The organism is Rhizobium favelukesii (assembly GCF_000577275.2).
Classification (GTDB): domain Bacteria; phylum Pseudomonadota; class Alphaproteobacteria; order Rhizobiales; family Rhizobiaceae; genus Rhizobium; species Rhizobium favelukesii.
In genome coordinates this window covers 2415971-2430282 of record NZ_HG916852.1, presented here as the reverse complement: position 1 = coordinate 2430282, position 14312 = coordinate 2415971, and the positions used below count along the sequence as shown (strand labels likewise).

Below are 14312 nucleotides of genomic sequence, written 5' to 3'. Positions count from 1 at the left end.
TGAGTTTTCTTTGGGTAGAATGCGCCTAAAATCGAGTCAAGTGCAGGACGCCCGCGATCGGCAAATCGCCGATGCTTTCGAAACTTGGTATTTCGCTTCGCCATGACATGCGCTAAGAGCGGCTGACAAATTTTATAGAGTAAGCCGGACAAGAATGGCCGCCATGACCGACAAGACACCCTTCTACATCACCACCGCGATTTCCTACCCGAACGGCAAGCCGCATATTGGCCATGCCTACGAGCTGATCGCGACGGATGCCATGGCGCGCTACCAGCGCCTCGACGGCAAGGATGTCTTTTTTCTGACGGGCACCGACGAGCATGGCCAGAAGATGCAGCAGACGGCGCGCGCCGAAGGCATCTCGGCGCAGGAGCTTGCCGATCGCAACTCCGGCGAATTCGAGTCGATGGCGAAACTTCTCAACGCGTCGAATGACGATTTCATTCGCACGACGCAGGAGCGTCATCACGAGACTTCGCGTGAGATCTGGAACCTGATGGCCGAGAACGGCGACATCTACAAAGATTCTTATGCAGGTTGGTACGCGGTTCGCGACGAGGCTTACTATCAGGAAAACGAGACCGAACTGCGCGCCGATGGCGTGCGCTACGGACCGCAAGGCACGCCTGTCGAATGGGTGGAAGAGGCAAGCTACTTCTTCAAGCTTTCGGAGTATCAGGACAAGCTGCTGGCGCACTATGAAGCCAACCCGGATTTCATCGGGCCGGCCGAGCGCCGCAACGAGGTCATCTCTTTCGTCAAGTCAGGGCTCAAGGATCTCTCGATCTCGCGCACGACCTTCGATTGGGGCATCAAGGTACCGGACGATCCGTCACATGTCATGTATGTCTGGGTCGACGCCCTGACCAACTACATCACCGCGACCGGATACATCGAAAACAAGAACGGCCCCCGGGCGAAGTACTGGCCGGCGGACGTTCACATCATCGGCAAGGACATCATCCGCTTCCACGCGGTCTACTGGCCGGCCTTTCTGATGTCGGCGAAGCTGCCGCTGCCGAAGCGCGTCTTCGCGCACGGCTTCTTGCTCAACAAGGGCGAGAAGATGTCGAAGTCGCTCGGCAACGTCGTCGATCCGGTCAATCTGGTGAATCATTTTGGCCTCGATCAGGTGCGCTACTTCTTCCTGCGCGAAGTTTCCTTCGGCCAGGACGGCAGCTACAGCGAAGAGGCGATCGGCACCCGCATCAATTCCGACCTCGCCAACGGCATCGGAAACCTCGCCAGCCGCTCGCTGTCGATGATCGTCAAGAATTGCGACGGCAAGATCCCGGAATGCGGTCCGCTGACGGATGAAGACAGGACCATGCTGGCGCAGGCTGATGCGCTGCTCGCTTCGACGCGCGACGATATGGGCAAGCAGCTCATTCATCGCGCGCTGGCCTCGATCATAGCAGTCGTCTCGGAGACCGATCGCTATTTCGCAGGTCAGGAACCCTGGGCGCTGAAGAAAACAGATCCGGCGCGCATGGGCACCGTGCTCTACGTGACCGCCGAGGTCGTTCGCCAGATCGCGATCCTGCTGCAGCCCTTTATGCCGGGATCTGCGGGCAAGCTTCTGGATCTCGTCGCGGCGCCTGCGGACAGGCGCGACTTCGGGGCACTCGGCGAAGCAGGTCGCCTTGTCGTCGGCACGCCGCTCGAAGCACCGAAGCCGGTCTTCCCGCGTTACATCGCGCCGGAAGCGTGAGGACGTCATGCTGATCGATACGCATTGCCATCTTGATTTCGCCGACTTCGAGGAGGAGCGCGACGAGATCGTCAAGCGCGCTCACGATGCTGGCGTCAAGCAGATGGTGACGATTTCGACACGCGTGCGCAAGCTCGACGGACTGCTCGCCATCACTGAGAAATATCCGTCGGTCTTCTGCTCCGTAGGCACCCATCCGAACAACGCCGGCGACGAGCTCGATATCCAGACGGACGATCTCGTGCGGCTGGCCAACGCCCATGAGAAGATCGTGGCGATCGGTGAAGCCGGTCTCGACTATTTCTACGACACGCAGAAACCGGAAGACCAGAAGACCGGATTGCGGCGCCACATCGACGCATCGCGCGAGACGCAGCTCCCGCTGGTCATCCATAGCCGCAGCGCCGACGAAGACATGGCGGCGATCCTGACCGAGGAAACGGGCAGGGGGGCGTTCCCGTTCATCCTTCACTGCTTCTCGTCGGGCGCCGAACTCGCAAGGGTCGGCGTTGAACTCGGCGGCTACGTCTCCTTTTCCGGCATCCTGACCTTCCCGAAGTCGGAGGAGCTTCGCGACGTTGCCAAGACGGTCCCGCACGATCGCCTGCTTGTCGAGACCGATGCGCCCTACCTCGCGCCGAAGCGCTGGCGCGGCAAGCGCAATGAGCCGTCCTATGTCGTGAACACGGCCGAGGTTCTGGCCGAGACGCTCGGCCTCAGCTATGCCGAGATGGCACGGATCACGACGGAAAACGCATTCCGCATTTTCTCAAAGATGCCGAGGATCTGACAGCGTGGGTTACAGACGGCGTTTCACCATTCTCGGCTGTTCGTCGTCGCCCGGCGTTCCGCGCATCACCGGCGATTGGGGGGCCTGCGATCCAACCAATCCGAAAAACCGGCGTACCCGCGCGGCGTTCATGGTACAGCAATTTGACGACAATGGTGGCGTCACGACCGTCGTTGTCGACACAGGGCCGGACTTTCGCGAGCAGATGATCGCCGCGCGCGTCACTCATATCGACGCCGTCCTCTATACGCATGCGCATGCTGATCACATTCATGGCCTCGACGATCTACGCGGCTACTTCTACGGCGCGCAGCAGCGGGTTCCGATCCACGCGACGCCGGATACCATGGACCGCATTCGACAGGGTTTCGGTTATTGCATCGAAACGCCGCCCGGCAGTAACTATCCGCCGATCGTCGAAGCGAAAGTTATCGAAAGCCTCGACGTGCCGCTGCGGATCAGCGGCGCGGGTGGAACCATCTCCATCTGGCCGCACCTGCAGCAGCACGGCGACATTCACTCGCTCGGCATTCGTGTCGGCAATGTCGCTTATTGCAGTGATATCAGTGACTTTCCACCTGAAACTGTCGAAAAGCTTCAGGAACTCGACGTTCTCATCATCGATGCCTTGCAATACCGTTATCACCCGAGCCACCTATCACTCGAGCAGTCGCTCGACTGGATCGATCGCCTGAGGCCGAAGCGGGCGATCCTGACCCATATGCATACGCCGCTCGACTACGACACGGTTATGGCCGAAACGCCGGACCATGTCGTTCCGGCTTACGACCAGATGAGCTTCGATGTCGAACTGGCGGAACTCGCAACGCCTGACGCCCCGCAAGATTTCACATCAACTGGCGTGGCCGCGTCCATCATACGGCCGCGATCATGATGCCACGAGTCGCTGAGGAGTAGGTCGGACGAGCGGTGCGAAGGCGCCGCTACGAGGTAACCGAGATGTAAGCCTTGTGACATCTCGAACCAGATGCTCGAGGACAGCGCTTCGACATGGAAGGCGAAATCCGCGGTACTGTCCGGGCCGGCCAGAAGCCGTGCGGCGTCTAGGAAACTAGCAGCCTCGCGACATGTTCGACATCACATGTGTCCGCGGTCCGCGAGCCCCACAAACGCAACGCCAGAATGGACTTCAAACGATCCCATAACAGGCCATTTTAAGAAAACGCAACAAATGCAACAAATACAAAATGGCTCAGAAGTTCCATAATCTATCTTATCCGATTTATGAATGTAAGGGGGTACATTCTATTTCCAAGTGCGACATGCCAATGATTACAATGGCTTCACTATGGAGATTTTGGCATGTCTGGATGCTATACGCAGATCACCCTCGCCGATCGCCGACGCCTGCATCACTTGGTGGCGGCAAAAGTTCCGGTAAGCGAGATGGCACGTCGGCTTGGCCGTCATCGCTCGACGATTTACCGCGAGATCAAGCGCAACACGTTTCGCGATCGTGAACTGCCGGACTACGACGGCTACTACAGCACGGTTGCGAACGACATTGCGCAGGACCGACGTCGCCGGCTGAAAAAGCTGCGGCGTCACCCGAATTTGCGAACAGAGATCATCAACCAGTTGGAAGCTCGCTGGTCCCCCGAACAGATTGCCGGACGCCTGCTGTCGGACGGCGTCAGTCGTGTTCGCGTTTGCAAGGAGACAATCTATCGCTTCATCTACAGCAAGGAAGATTATGGGCTTGGTCTCTATCAGTATCTGCCAGAAGCGCGCCGCAAACGTCGTCCACTGCGCTCCAGGAAGCCGCGGGACGGTGCGTTTCCAGCCACGCACCGCATATCCCAACGGCCTGATTTTATTGGAGATAGATCGCAGTTTGGGCATTGGGAGGGCGACCTCCTCATCTTCGAACGTCCACTCGGCCATGCCAATGTCACCTCCCTCGTCGAGCGCAAGAGCCGCTATACTGTTCTCATCAAGAATCCGAGCCGGCACTCGCGCCCGATCATGGACAAGATCATCAAAGCGTTTTCTCCCTTACCGGCCTACGCGCGTCAGAGCTTCACCTTTGATCGCGGTACCGAGTTTGCCGGGTTCAGGGCTTTGGAAGAAGGGATCGGTGCGTGCAGTTGGTTTTGCGACCCAAGTGCGCCTTGGCAAAAAGGGACCGTCGAGAACACCAACAAGCGCATTCGACGCTACCTGCCAGGTACCACAGATCTGGCAATTGTGTCGCAACGCGACCTTCTCCATCTGACGCGCCATATCAACGATCAACCGCGCAAATGCCTCGGATACAGGACGCCAACCGAGGTGTTTATGGCGCATTTGCGCGAAGATGGGTGATCCCCTATCCTGCAAAACAGGCATGATGCACTTGGGTTAGCTTCTCCAGGGCTATTTAGTAATGCGACAGTTGGGCCAGTTAGAGATGCGACAGTCTTGCCTCTCGACGCGCTGGTCAAAGCCAACGTTGGGAGCAAGGATGACGATCTTCAGCCTGGTCGAGACCATGAGCGGTCGGAGTCGTCATGTCCTTTATGATCACCATGTCGCAGAAAGAATTGCATCGCCTCGAAGTCATTCAGAAGATCCGTGATGAACGCCTGAGCGTCGTCCAGGCCGCCGAGCTGCTCGCGCTTAGTCGAAGTCAGGTCCATCGGCTACTACAGGCCTATGACCGGGATGGTCCAGCTGGCCTCGTTTCGAAGAAGCGATCGCAGCCGAGCAACCGGCGCCACAGCGAGGAGTTTCGCAATGCGGCGCTGGATCTGATCCGCGACCGCTATCCGGATTTCGGTCCGACACTAGCGCGCGAGAAGCTGATTGAACTGCATCATATTTCGGTCGCTAAGGAGACGCTGCGGCAATGGATGACAGAGGCCGGCATATGGGTCTCGCGACGCGAGCGTAAGAAGCGCGCCCGCTTGCTGATCTATGCTCTTTCTTTGCGCGTAGACTGCCCTAGAGTTCTCTAGGACAGCCGGAGCCGTTGCCATGCGCGCCTTTCTCGCAGTTTTCATTCTGTGTGCCGCGTTCCTCGCTCTTGTCGCAACCGCTCGCGCCGAGGACCCGATCGACACGACCCGCGCGATGATCGAGGCGCAGATCAAAGCGTTCCTGAACGACGACGTCGACGCGGCCTATTCCTACGCCGCGCCTGGGATCAAGGCGATCTATCCCGACAAGAATGTCTTCTTCGCCATGGTCAAGAAGAGTTACGAGCCGGTCTATCACCCAGGCAACTATGCCTTCGGGCGCAGCCGCTCGATCGACAACGGCGCAATGATCTACCACGAGGTTCTGATATCAGGCCGCGACGGCAAGGATTGGACCGCAATCTACCAGATCGCGCGTCAACCCGACGGAAGCTACAAGATCAACGGCGTCCATATCGTGCCGAACACCGAGAGCAAAGGCATCTGAGCGGCGGTGAGGCGGCTTGCGGTGCGCCATGATGCCTTCGCCGCGAGCCTATCCGGTCTCAGACGGGCTCCAGGTCACCCCTCGCCCATTCTTCCTGCGTTTCCGCCATGAAGTCGGCAAAGCGCCCTTCGGCAATGGCCTTACGGATGCCCTGCATCAGTTCCTGATAGTAGGCAAGATTATGCCAGGAGAGCAGCATGCCGCCGAGCGCCTCGTTGGCGCGGACGAGATGATGCAGATAGGCGCGCGAGTAGTCGCGCGAGGCCGGGCAGTTCGACTGGTCGTCGAGCGGGCGCATATCCTCGGCGTGGCGGGCATTTCGGATGTTGACTTTGCCTCGGCGGGTGAAGGCAAGCCCGTGCCGGCCGGAGCGGGTCGGCATCACGCAGTCGAACATGTCGATGCCGCGCGCGACGGACTTCAGGATGTCATCAGGCGTGCCGACGCCCATGAGATAGCGCGGCTTCTCTGTCGGCAGAACTGGCAGCGTCTCCTCAAGCATCTTCAGCATGACGTCCTGCGGTTCACCGACGGCGAGGCCTCCGACCGCATAGCCCTTGAGATCGAGTTCACTCAGCGCTTCGGCGGAACGGATCCGCAGCGAGGGTACATCCCCGCCCTGCACGATGCCGAACATAGCCTTGCCCGGCTGGTTACCGAAGGCGACCTTGCATCGTTCGGCCCAGCGCAGCGAAAGCTCCATGGCGCGCTCGATCTCGCGCGGCTCGGCCGGCAACGCGACGCATTCGTCGAGCTGCATCTGAATATCGGAACCGAGCAGTCCCTGGATCTCGATCGAGCGCTCCGGCGACATGTGATGCAGGCTGCCGTCGACGTGCGACTTGAAAGTCACCCCCTGCTCGTCGAGCTTGCGCAGACCGGAGAGCGACATCACCTGGAACCCACCTGAATCAGTCAGGATCGGATGCTCCCAACGGATAAGCTTATGAAGGCCGCCGAGGCGAGCCACACGCTCGGCCGTCGGGCGCAGCATGAGATGGTAGGTATTACCGAGGATGATGTCGGCGCCCGTTTCGCGAACTTGGTCGAGATACATCGCCTTGACCGTGCCGACGGTGCCAACGGGCATGAAGGCAGGGGTACGGACCGTGCCGCGCGGCATCGAGACTTCGCCCAGTCGGGCACCTGCATCGGTCTTCTTGAGGGTGAACTGGAAGTTCTCGGTCATCTAGTCTTTCCGGAAAAGAAGGCTGGAGTCGCCATAGGAATAAAAGCGGTAGCCTGTCGAAATCGCGTGCCGGTAGGCCGCATGCATGGTCTCGAAGCCGGCAAAGGCCGAAACAAGCATAAACAGCGTCGAGCGAGGCAAATGGAAGTTCGTCATCAGCATGTCAACCGCCTTGAAGCGGTAGCCCGGCGTGATGAAGATGCCCGTGGCGCCGGCCCAAGCGCGGATCTCGCCGTTTTCCTGCGCAGCACTTTCGATCAGCCGCAGCGATGTGGTGCCGACGCAGACGATGCGCCCGCCCCTCGCCCTGACGGCATTGAGGCTTGCCGCCGTCTCGGCGCTGACATAGCCGCTTTCCAGATGCATCTTGTGTTCGTCGGTGTCGTCGGCCTTAACCGGCAGGAAGGTGCCGGCGCCGACATGCAGAGTCACGAAATGCCGCTCGACACCTGATTTGTCGATGGCTTCGAAAAGCGCGGGCGTGAAGTGCAGGCCGGCCGTGGGAGCGGCCACTGCGCCCTCCTCGCGAGCATAAATCGTCTGATAGTCGACGCGATCGCGCTCATCCTCGGCGCGCTTGGCAGCGATATAGGGTGGCAACGGAATATGTCCGACGGAATGGATGGCCTCGTCGAGCATCGGCCCGGATAGATCAAAGGCGAGCGTCACTTCGCCGCCCTCGCTCTTCTCCTCGACGGTGCACTCAAGCTTGCCGAGCAGGCAGCTGTTGCCATCATGGCCGAAGGAGATGCGATCGCCGATCTTGATGCGCTTGCCCGGCTTCGCGAAGGCTTTCCAGCGGCCGGCGCCGATGCGCATGTGCAGCGTCGCCGAAACCTGTTGACCGCCGGCGCCTTCGCGATGGCGGACGCCCTCGAGCTGTGCTGGGATCACCTTGGTGTCGTTGAAGACGAGCGCGTCCCCTGCCCTCAGGAAATCGGGCAGATCGCTGATGCGATGGTCGGACAGCTGTACCTCGCCGGCCGGATCCACGACGAGCAGGCGCGCACTGTCGCGCGGGTCGGCAGGCCGCAGCGCAATCCGCTCGTCCGGCAGGTCGAAATCAAAGAGGTCTACGCGCATCACTCAAATCCGGGCAAAGCGAAACCCGCCCCACGCTTTCGCGCAACGGCGGGTTTCAGCAAAAATCACAATCAGACGTCAGCGGCAACCCGCATCGAGACAATCGAGTCCGGATCGACAACCGGCTCGCCCTTCTTGATCTTGTCGACGTTATCCATGCCTTCGATGACCTGGCCCCAGACGGAGTACTGTTTGTTCAGCCACGGAGCGTCCGTGAAGCAGATGAAGAACTGCGAGTTTGCCGAGTTCGGATTCTGCGAGCGTGCCATCGAGCACGTACCGCGAACGTGGCTGACCGCCGAGAACTCCGCCTTGAGGTCGGGCTTCTCAGAACCGCCCATGCCGGCGCGGCTGGGGTTGAAGCTATCGCCGCCCTTCTTGCCGAACTTGACGTCGCCGGTCTGCGCCATGAAGTCGTTGATGACGCGATGGAAGACGACGCCGTCATAGGCCTTCTCGCGAGCGAGTTCCTTGATGCGGGCGACGTGTTCCGGTGCCACTTCCGGCAGCAGCTGGATGACAACGTTGCCCTTGGTGGTTTCCAGGATGACGGTGTTTTCGGGGTCCTTGATCTCGGCCATTCTTCTTCTCCTATGTGTCTTGACGCTTATTTCTTGCCGACAGTGACCTTGATCATCCGGTCGGGATTGCTGACTTCGCCATTCTGGCCTTCGCCGCGCTTGATCTTGTCGACGTTCTCCATGCCGGAAACGACCTTACCGACGACCGTGTATTGGCCGTTGAGGAAAGAACCGTCAGCGAACATGATGAAGAACTGAGAATTTGCCGAGTTCGGATCCTGCGAACGGGCCATGCCGACCGTACCGCGAACGAAAGGCGTCTTCGAGAATTCGGCCGGCAGATCAGGCATATCGGACCCGCCGGTACCGGCGAGGCTTGCATCGAAGCCCTTTTCCATGTTGCCAAACTTCACGTCGCCGGTCTGGGCCATGAAGCCTTCGATGACGCGATGGAAGGCAACGTTGTCATACTCGCCCTTCTTAGCAAGCGCCTCGATCTGGGCGACATGCTTCGGCGCGACCTCCGGCATAAGCTGGATTACGACCGGGCCATTCTTCAGCTGGATCGTCAGCGTATCGCCGGACTGTGCGAACGCGTCGCCGGCGAACGAGGCAAGATAAAGCACGCCTGCAAACGCGAGATAGAAAAGTTTCATGTTGGCTCCGTTGCGGCGACAAAGGTCGCCTAGGATTTGCGCTTGGATTGAAGGGCCTTCAAGACGGGCGCCGGCACGAATGCACTGACGTCGCCTCCCATTGCCGCGATTTGCCTGACCAATGTGGCGGTTATGGGCCGGGAGGCCGTTCCAGCCGGCAGGAAGATGGTCTGGATATCTGGCGCCATCTGCCGGTTCATGCCCGCCATCTGCATCTCGTAGTCGAGGTCGGTGCCGTCCCGCAGGCCGCGGATGAGCAGTGCCGCGCCGTGGGACCGCGCCGCGTCGACGACGAGATTATCAAAGGCGACAACGGAGATATCGCCGGCTTTTTCGGGCAGTGCTTCCGCGAGCGAACTACGAATAAGATCCGCCTTCTCGTCAAAGGAAAAGAGCGGCGTCTTGCCCGGATGAACGCCGATCGCAACGATAACCTTGGATGCAACGCTCAGCGCCTGGATAAGCACATCCAGATGTCCGTTGGTGATCGGATCGAAAGACCCCGGATAAAAAGCTGTCGTCATTGGCCTAGCCGTTTGTTTCGACGCCTTTTGTCATGGATAAAGCCTGCCTGCAAGTCATAGCCCATCACTGAACAGCCGATGAACGCAGCATTCAAGGCGGCTTCAGGTGAGCTCACTATAACGAAGAGCGTCAATACCGATGTCATTCCGGCATCGGCCCTCCCCGGAAACGTTCATGCTGATCATCCTCGTTGTTTTCGCTGTCCTCGTCTCGCTGCTCGCGGAATTTTTCTACGGCTACGTGAAAGATCTTCAGGATGCAAGTTGGGTTCGGCCAAGCGTGCGGGAACACTACACAATTGTGCATGCGACAGGAAACGTGGCGTTTAAATCGATTAAGGATTCTGAACGCCAGATGAACGAGGTATTCAAAGTCGCTTCAGATCGGCCTTGGTAAACGACCGATCAATGCCCCGGAACCATTTTCGCACGCATGCGTTCACTCAACCAGCGTAACGCGATACGCCGCACAAGGAAAAAGATATGCCCAACAAGATTACCATGATTAATGCTGTTTGGATGGTAATGATGACTGGTATGCTTGCAGCGACTGTCGCGCTCTACGATCACAAAGTGGATGCGTCCAAGGTATATGGCCCCTATGCGTCGGCACGCGCGGCGATAACGAGCCAATACTAACGAACGTGAACGCAAAACCCAGGAGGATTGCTCATGTTCACGATATTGACTGTGCTCACCGCCCTTATCAGCATCATGTTTGTCGTGTCCGTGGCTTCCACCATCACCGCTCTTCGCCATGAAAGCGAAGAAACGAAGAAGATCGATGGAAAGCACAGCTGGTTCTAACCGCTGTCGCCCTTCTGGGATTGAACGTCACAGCCATTGAAGGCCGGATGAACGGCGTTCGTCCGGCCTTTTCCTGATCTAATGATGGTGCCAGCGATCCGCGTTCCACGATGTCCACGCGAGGCTTTCTAATCCTCGATGCGCCGCACCATGATGATGTCATCGATCTCTCTGCTGTCATGCATAAAACCGCCGGGAATTCGTCCGGCCTCATGGAAGCCTTCGCGCTCATAACACCGTATGGCAGCCATATTCTCACCGCTGACCGCGAGCTCCAGCTGCCGGATACCGTTCTCTCGTGCATAGTCCACCGTCGCCTCCAACAGTGATTGGCGCAGCCGCCGCCCCTTTCGCTGCGACACACGTAGACCATGATCAGCCTTGCGCGGTGTGCCATCTTGCTGGCACGTTGCCGGCTCAGCCTCATAATGCCAACAGGATCATCATGCCTGAAGGCCACGAACACCGGCCCGTCGATCAGCCGTTTAAGCCATGCATCCTCCGTGAGCACCTCCCAGTCCTCCGCACTGCGCAAAGGCCGCGGGCTGGTCCGCAGCGTTTAAATAGCAACGTCGCCAATACCGAGGATCCGGATCAATCTGCTCTCCATTCGACTGCAACGCTGCCAATCGAGATGGTAGCGGCAGCGCCTCCGGGGTTCAGACAAAAAGAAAACCGGGCAGCGGAACTGCCCGGTTTTTCAAGGTCAGAATAACACCATATCAAGCTTCTGTGTCAGGCGCGCTTTCCGGGATCGCAGCGATGTCGTCACCGTTCTCGGCTACGTCTTCGGCCTCTTCTTCCGGCTCGCTGATGCGCTCGACCGATACGACTTTCTCATCCTTGGCAGTTGAGAAGATGGTAACGCCCTTCGTCGCCCGGCTCGCCACGCGGATACCGCCTACGGGAACGCGGATTAGCTGGCCGCCGTCCGATACCAGCATGATCTGGTCGCCGTCGTTGACCGGGAAGGCGGCCACAAGCTCGCCAATCTCGGCCGTCTTCGAGGTGTCGGTGGCGCGGATACCCTTGCCGCCGCGACCGGAAATCCGGAAGTCGTAGGAAGAGGAGCGCTTTCCGAAGCCCTTTTCAGAAACTGTCAGGACGTACTGCTCGCGTGCTTTCAGTTCCTCATAGCGTTCGTCGCTCAGCTGACCTTCCTCGGTCACTTCTTCGCCGACCAGCGAGATTTCTTCGGCGTCACCTGTCGTGAGGCGTCGCTCGCTTGCGGCTCGTTTCAGATAGGCTGCGCGCTCCCAGGGCTCGGCGTCCACGTGTCCGACAATCGTCATCGAAATGATGCGGTCGCCGTCACCGAGGTTGATGCCGCGAACGCCGATCGAGTTGCGGCCGGCGAAGACGCGGACGTCATCGACGGGGAAGCGAATGCACTGGCCGAGCGCGGTCGTTAGAAGGACGTCGTCATGCTCTGTGCAGGTCTCGACGGAGAGGATTTCGTCGCCCTCTTCCTCGAGCTTCATCGCGATCTTGCCGTTGCGGTTGACCTGGACGAAGTCGGAAAGCTTGTTGCGCCGAACAGTCCCGCGCGTCGTCGAGAACATCACGTCGAGCTTGTCCCAGCTATCCTCGTCCTCCGGCAACGGCAGGATGGTGGTGATGCGCTCGCCGGACTCCAGCGGCAGCATGTTGATCAGCGCCTTGCCGCGCGAGGTCGGCGTGCCGATTGGCAAACGATAGACCTTCTCCTTGTAGACGATACCGCGCGAGGAGAAGAACAGAACCGGCGTATGCGTGTTGAGAACGAATAGCTGGCTAACAAAATCCGCGTCGCGCGTTGTCATGCCGGAACGGCCCTTGCCGCCACGGCGCTGGGCGCGATAGGTCGTCAGTGGCACCCGCTTGATGTAGCCGAGATGCGAGACGGTCACGACCATGTCTTCGCGGGCGATGAGATCCTCATCGTCCATCTCAAGACCGCCGTCCATGATCTCGGTGCGGCGCGGCGTGCCGAATTCGTCGCGAACGGCTGCAAGCTCGTCCTTAACGATCGTCTGGATACGGATCCGCGAAGACAGAATTTCCAGGTAGTCCTTGATCTCTTCGCCGATTTTGTTGAGTTCGTCGCCGATTTCGTCGCGGCCGAGAGCGGTCAGACGGGCCAAACGCAACTCGAGGATGGCGCGCGCCTGCTCTTCCGAGAGGTTATACGTCATGTCCTCGTTGATGCGGTGACGCGGGTCATCGATCAGGCGGATCAGGCTTTCGACGTCGGATGCCGGCCAGCGGCGCGTCATCAACTGCTCGCGCGCAGTCTGCGGGTCCGGCGCCTGCCGGATGACGCGGATGACCTCGTCGATGTTGGCAACGGCAATCGCCAAGCCGACCAAGACGTGGGCTCGCTCGCGCGCCTTGCGCAGCAGGAATTTCGTTCTCCGGCTAACGACTTCCTCGCGGAAGGAGACGAAGGCACGCAGCATATCGAGCAGCGTCAACTGTTCAGGCTTGCCGCCGTTCAGCGCCACCACGTTGCAGCCAAATGAGGTCTGCAGCGGCGTGTAGCGGTAGAGCTGGTTCAGGATGACGTCGGCATTAGCATCGCGCTTCAGTTCGACGACGACGCGATAGCCCTGGCGGTCGGATTCATCGCGAAGGTCGGAGATGCCTTCGATGCGCTTGTCGCGCACCAGTTCGGCCATCTTCTCGATCATCGTCGACTTGTTCACCTGATACGGGATCTCGGTGATGATGATCTGTTCGCGATCGCCGCGCATCGGCTCGATCGCGGCAACGCCGCGCATGATTACCGAGCCGCGGCCGGTTTCATAAGCCGAACGGATGCCGGCGCGGCCGAGGATCTTCGCGCCGGTCGGGAAGTCCGGACCCGGAATGATCTGCATGATCTCGGGCAGTTCAATCGCCGGATTGTCGATCAGCGCGATACAGCCGTCGATGACTTCGACTAGATTGTGCGGCGGAATGTTCGTCGCCATGCCGACAGCGATGCCGCCTGCCCCGTTGACCAGAAGGTTCGGGAACTTCGCGGGAACGACAACAGGTTCGGAGAGCGTGCCGTCATAGTTGTCGCGGAAATCGACCGTTTCCTTGTCGAGGTCGTCGAGCAGCGAGTGCGCTGCCTTTTCCAGACGGCATTCGGTGTAGCGTTCGGCCGCCGGCGGATCGCCGTCGACGGAGCCGAAATTACCCTGGCCGTCGATCAACGGCAGGCGAAGAGACCAGTCCTGCGCCATGCGCGCCAGCGCGTCGTAAATCGCCGAGTTGCCGTGCGGATGGTATTTACCCATCACGTCCCCGGTAACGCGGGCGCACTTGACGTATTTCTTGTTCCAGTCGATGCCGAGTTCGGACATGCCGTAAAGGATGCGCCGGTGCACTGGCTTCAGGCCGTCGCGCACATCAGGCAGGGCGCGGCTCACGATAACGCTCATTGCGTAATCGAGATACGACCGCTGCATTTCCTCCATGATGGAGATGGGCTCGATGCCTGGCGGGAGCTTCCCGCCGCCGGGGGGTGTTTGCTCAGTCAAAACGGATCACGATCTCTTCTAGAATCACTTGAAGATTTATAGCGGAAAGGCTGTTCTTAAGCCAATTTTGGCGAGGGTTTTGAACAGTCTTTTGCGGTGTTATGAGGGCAATCTGGT

15 protein-coding genes and 1 pseudogene are annotated in these 14312 nt (G+C 59.3%); 9 read left to right on the top strand and 7 right to left on the bottom strand.

Annotation, left to right across the window (positions count from 1 at the left end; translation table 11 throughout):
- The first annotated feature begins 163 nt into the window (after positions 1–163).
- From metG to LPU83_RS50580, 6 genes and pseudogenes are all read left to right on the top strand, one after another.
- Complete coding sequence (gene metG / locus LPU83_RS50605) at positions 164–1714, top strand: methionine--tRNA ligase (RefSeq protein ID WP_024318883.1); 1551 nt, start codon at positions 164–166, stop codon at positions 1712–1714.
- A gap of 7 nt (positions 1715–1721) precedes the next feature.
- A complete protein-coding gene (locus LPU83_RS50600) occupies positions 1722–2504 on the top strand; it encodes a TatD family hydrolase (protein WP_024318882.1) in 783 nt (260 codons plus the stop codon).
- Positions 2505–2508: 4 nt separating this feature from the next.
- The gene (locus LPU83_RS50595; protein WP_024318881.1) at positions 2509–3399 is read left to right on the top strand and encodes an MBL fold metallo-hydrolase; all 891 of its coding nucleotides are present in this window, start codon (positions 2509–2511) and stop codon (positions 3397–3399) included.
- Positions 3400–3827: 428 nt separating this feature from the next.
- On the top strand, positions 3828–4829 hold the full coding sequence (locus LPU83_RS50590) for an IS30 family transposase (protein ID WP_037069798.1): 1002 nt from the start codon (positions 3828–3830) through the stop codon (positions 4827–4829).
- 185 nt (positions 4830–5014) lie between these two features.
- Positions 5015–5404, top strand: a pseudogene (locus LPU83_RS50585) (helix-turn-helix domain-containing protein); the annotation flags it as partial.
- 76 nt (positions 5405–5480) lie between these two features.
- Positions 5481–5909 carry a DUF4864 domain-containing protein gene (locus tag LPU83_RS50580; RefSeq protein WP_024314879.1) on the top strand — a complete coding sequence of 143 codons (429 nt, stop codon included), beginning with the start codon at positions 5481–5483 and terminating at the stop codon, positions 5907–5909.
- Between the two features lie 58 nt (positions 5910–5967).
- On the opposite strand, the gene tgt is transcribed toward LPU83_RS50580, so the two are convergent.
- The 5 genes from tgt to coaD form a co-directional block, all read right to left on the bottom strand.
- Positions 5968–7098 (bottom strand): tRNA guanosine(34) transglycosylase Tgt, encoded by a 1131-nt coding sequence (tgt, locus tag LPU83_RS50575; RefSeq protein WP_024314878.1) that lies wholly within the window; start codon positions 7096–7098, stop codon positions 5968–5970.
- Entirely contained in the window at positions 7099–8181 is a 1083-nt protein-coding gene (gene queA / locus LPU83_RS50570; RefSeq protein ID WP_024314877.1) for a tRNA preQ1(34) S-adenosylmethionine ribosyltransferase-isomerase QueA, read from the bottom strand. It abuts the gene before it with no gap.
- Positions 8182–8252: 71 nt separating this feature from the next.
- On the bottom strand, positions 8253–8762 hold the full coding sequence (locus tag LPU83_RS50565; RefSeq protein ID WP_024314876.1) for a peptidylprolyl isomerase: 510 nt from the start codon (positions 8760–8762) through the stop codon (positions 8253–8255).
- A 26-nt stretch (positions 8763–8788) separates the two neighbouring features.
- Entirely contained in the window at positions 8789–9358 is a 570-nt protein-coding gene (locus tag LPU83_RS50560; protein WP_024314875.1) for a peptidylprolyl isomerase, read from the bottom strand.
- A 29-nt stretch (positions 9359–9387) separates the two neighbouring features.
- Positions 9388–9882, bottom strand: coding sequence for a pantetheine-phosphate adenylyltransferase (coaD, locus tag LPU83_RS50555; RefSeq protein ID WP_024314874.1), 495 nt, complete (start codon positions 9880–9882; stop codon positions 9388–9390).
- 175 nt (positions 9883–10057) lie between these two features.
- Here coaD and LPU83_RS50550 point away from each other — a divergent pair, with 175 nt between their 5' ends.
- The 3 genes from LPU83_RS50550 to LPU83_RS75150 all read left to right on the top strand — a co-directional run bounded on the left by LPU83_RS50550 (position 10058) and on the right by LPU83_RS75150 (position 10689).
- Positions 10058–10279, top strand: coding sequence for a hypothetical protein (locus LPU83_RS50550; protein ID WP_024314873.1), 222 nt, complete (start codon positions 10058–10060; stop codon positions 10277–10279).
- 86 nt (positions 10280–10365) lie between these two features.
- Positions 10366–10521, top strand: a complete 156-nt coding sequence (locus tag LPU83_RS73045) for a hypothetical protein (RefSeq protein WP_167371564.1) — start codon at positions 10366–10368, stop codon at positions 10519–10521.
- Positions 10522–10554: 33 nt separating this feature from the next.
- Positions 10555–10689, top strand: coding sequence for a hypothetical protein (locus tag LPU83_RS75150; protein WP_258579707.1), 135 nt, complete (start codon positions 10555–10557; stop codon positions 10687–10689).
- A 128-nt stretch (positions 10690–10817) separates the two neighbouring features.
- On the opposite strand, the gene LPU83_RS75825 is transcribed toward LPU83_RS75150, so the two are convergent.
- Positions 10818–11000, bottom strand: a complete 183-nt coding sequence (locus LPU83_RS75825) for a GNAT family N-acetyltransferase (RefSeq protein WP_374046198.1) — start codon at positions 10998–11000, stop codon at positions 10818–10820.
- Between the two features lie 411 nt (positions 11001–11411).
- Positions 11412–14195, bottom strand: coding sequence for a DNA gyrase subunit A (gene gyrA, locus LPU83_RS50540; RefSeq protein ID WP_082321203.1), 2784 nt, complete (start codon positions 14193–14195; stop codon positions 11412–11414).
- Between the last annotated feature and the right edge of the window lie 117 nt (positions 14196–14312).

Coding starts and splice junctions, on each gene's coding strand:
- LPU83_RS50600 (WP_024318882.1), top strand. CDS start 1,722: ATGCTGATCGATACGCATTGCCATCTTGATTTCGCCGACTTCGAGGAG.
- LPU83_RS50565 (WP_024314876.1), bottom strand. CDS start 8,762: ATGGCCGAGATCAAGGACCCCGAAAACACCGTCATCCTGGAAACCACC.
- tgt (WP_024314878.1), bottom strand. CDS start 7,098: ATGACCGAGAACTTCCAGTTCACCCTCAAGAAGACCGATGCAGGTGCC.
- queA (WP_024314877.1), bottom strand. CDS start 8,181: ATGCGCGTAGACCTCTTTGATTTCGACCTGCCGGACGAGCGGATTGCG.
- LPU83_RS50590 (WP_037069798.1), top strand. CDS start 3,828: ATGTCTGGATGCTATACGCAGATCACCCTCGCCGATCGCCGACGCCTG.
- LPU83_RS73045 (WP_167371564.1), top strand. CDS start 10,366: ATGCCCAACAAGATTACCATGATTAATGCTGTTTGGATGGTAATGATG.
- coaD (WP_024314874.1), bottom strand. CDS start 9,882: ATGACGACAGCTTTTTATCCGGGGTCTTTCGATCCGATCACCAACGGA.
- LPU83_RS50560 (WP_024314875.1), bottom strand. CDS start 9,358: ATGAAACTTTTCTATCTCGCGTTTGCAGGCGTGCTTTATCTTGCCTCG.
- LPU83_RS50550 (WP_024314873.1), top strand. CDS start 10,058: ATGCTGATCATCCTCGTTGTTTTCGCTGTCCTCGTCTCGCTGCTCGCG.
- LPU83_RS75150 (WP_258579707.1), top strand. CDS start 10,555: ATGTTCACGATATTGACTGTGCTCACCGCCCTTATCAGCATCATGTTT.
- metG (WP_024318883.1), top strand. CDS start 164: ATGACCGACAAGACACCCTTCTACATCACCACCGCGATTTCCTACCCG.
- LPU83_RS50580 (WP_024314879.1), top strand. CDS start 5,481: ATGCGCGCCTTTCTCGCAGTTTTCATTCTGTGTGCCGCGTTCCTCGCT.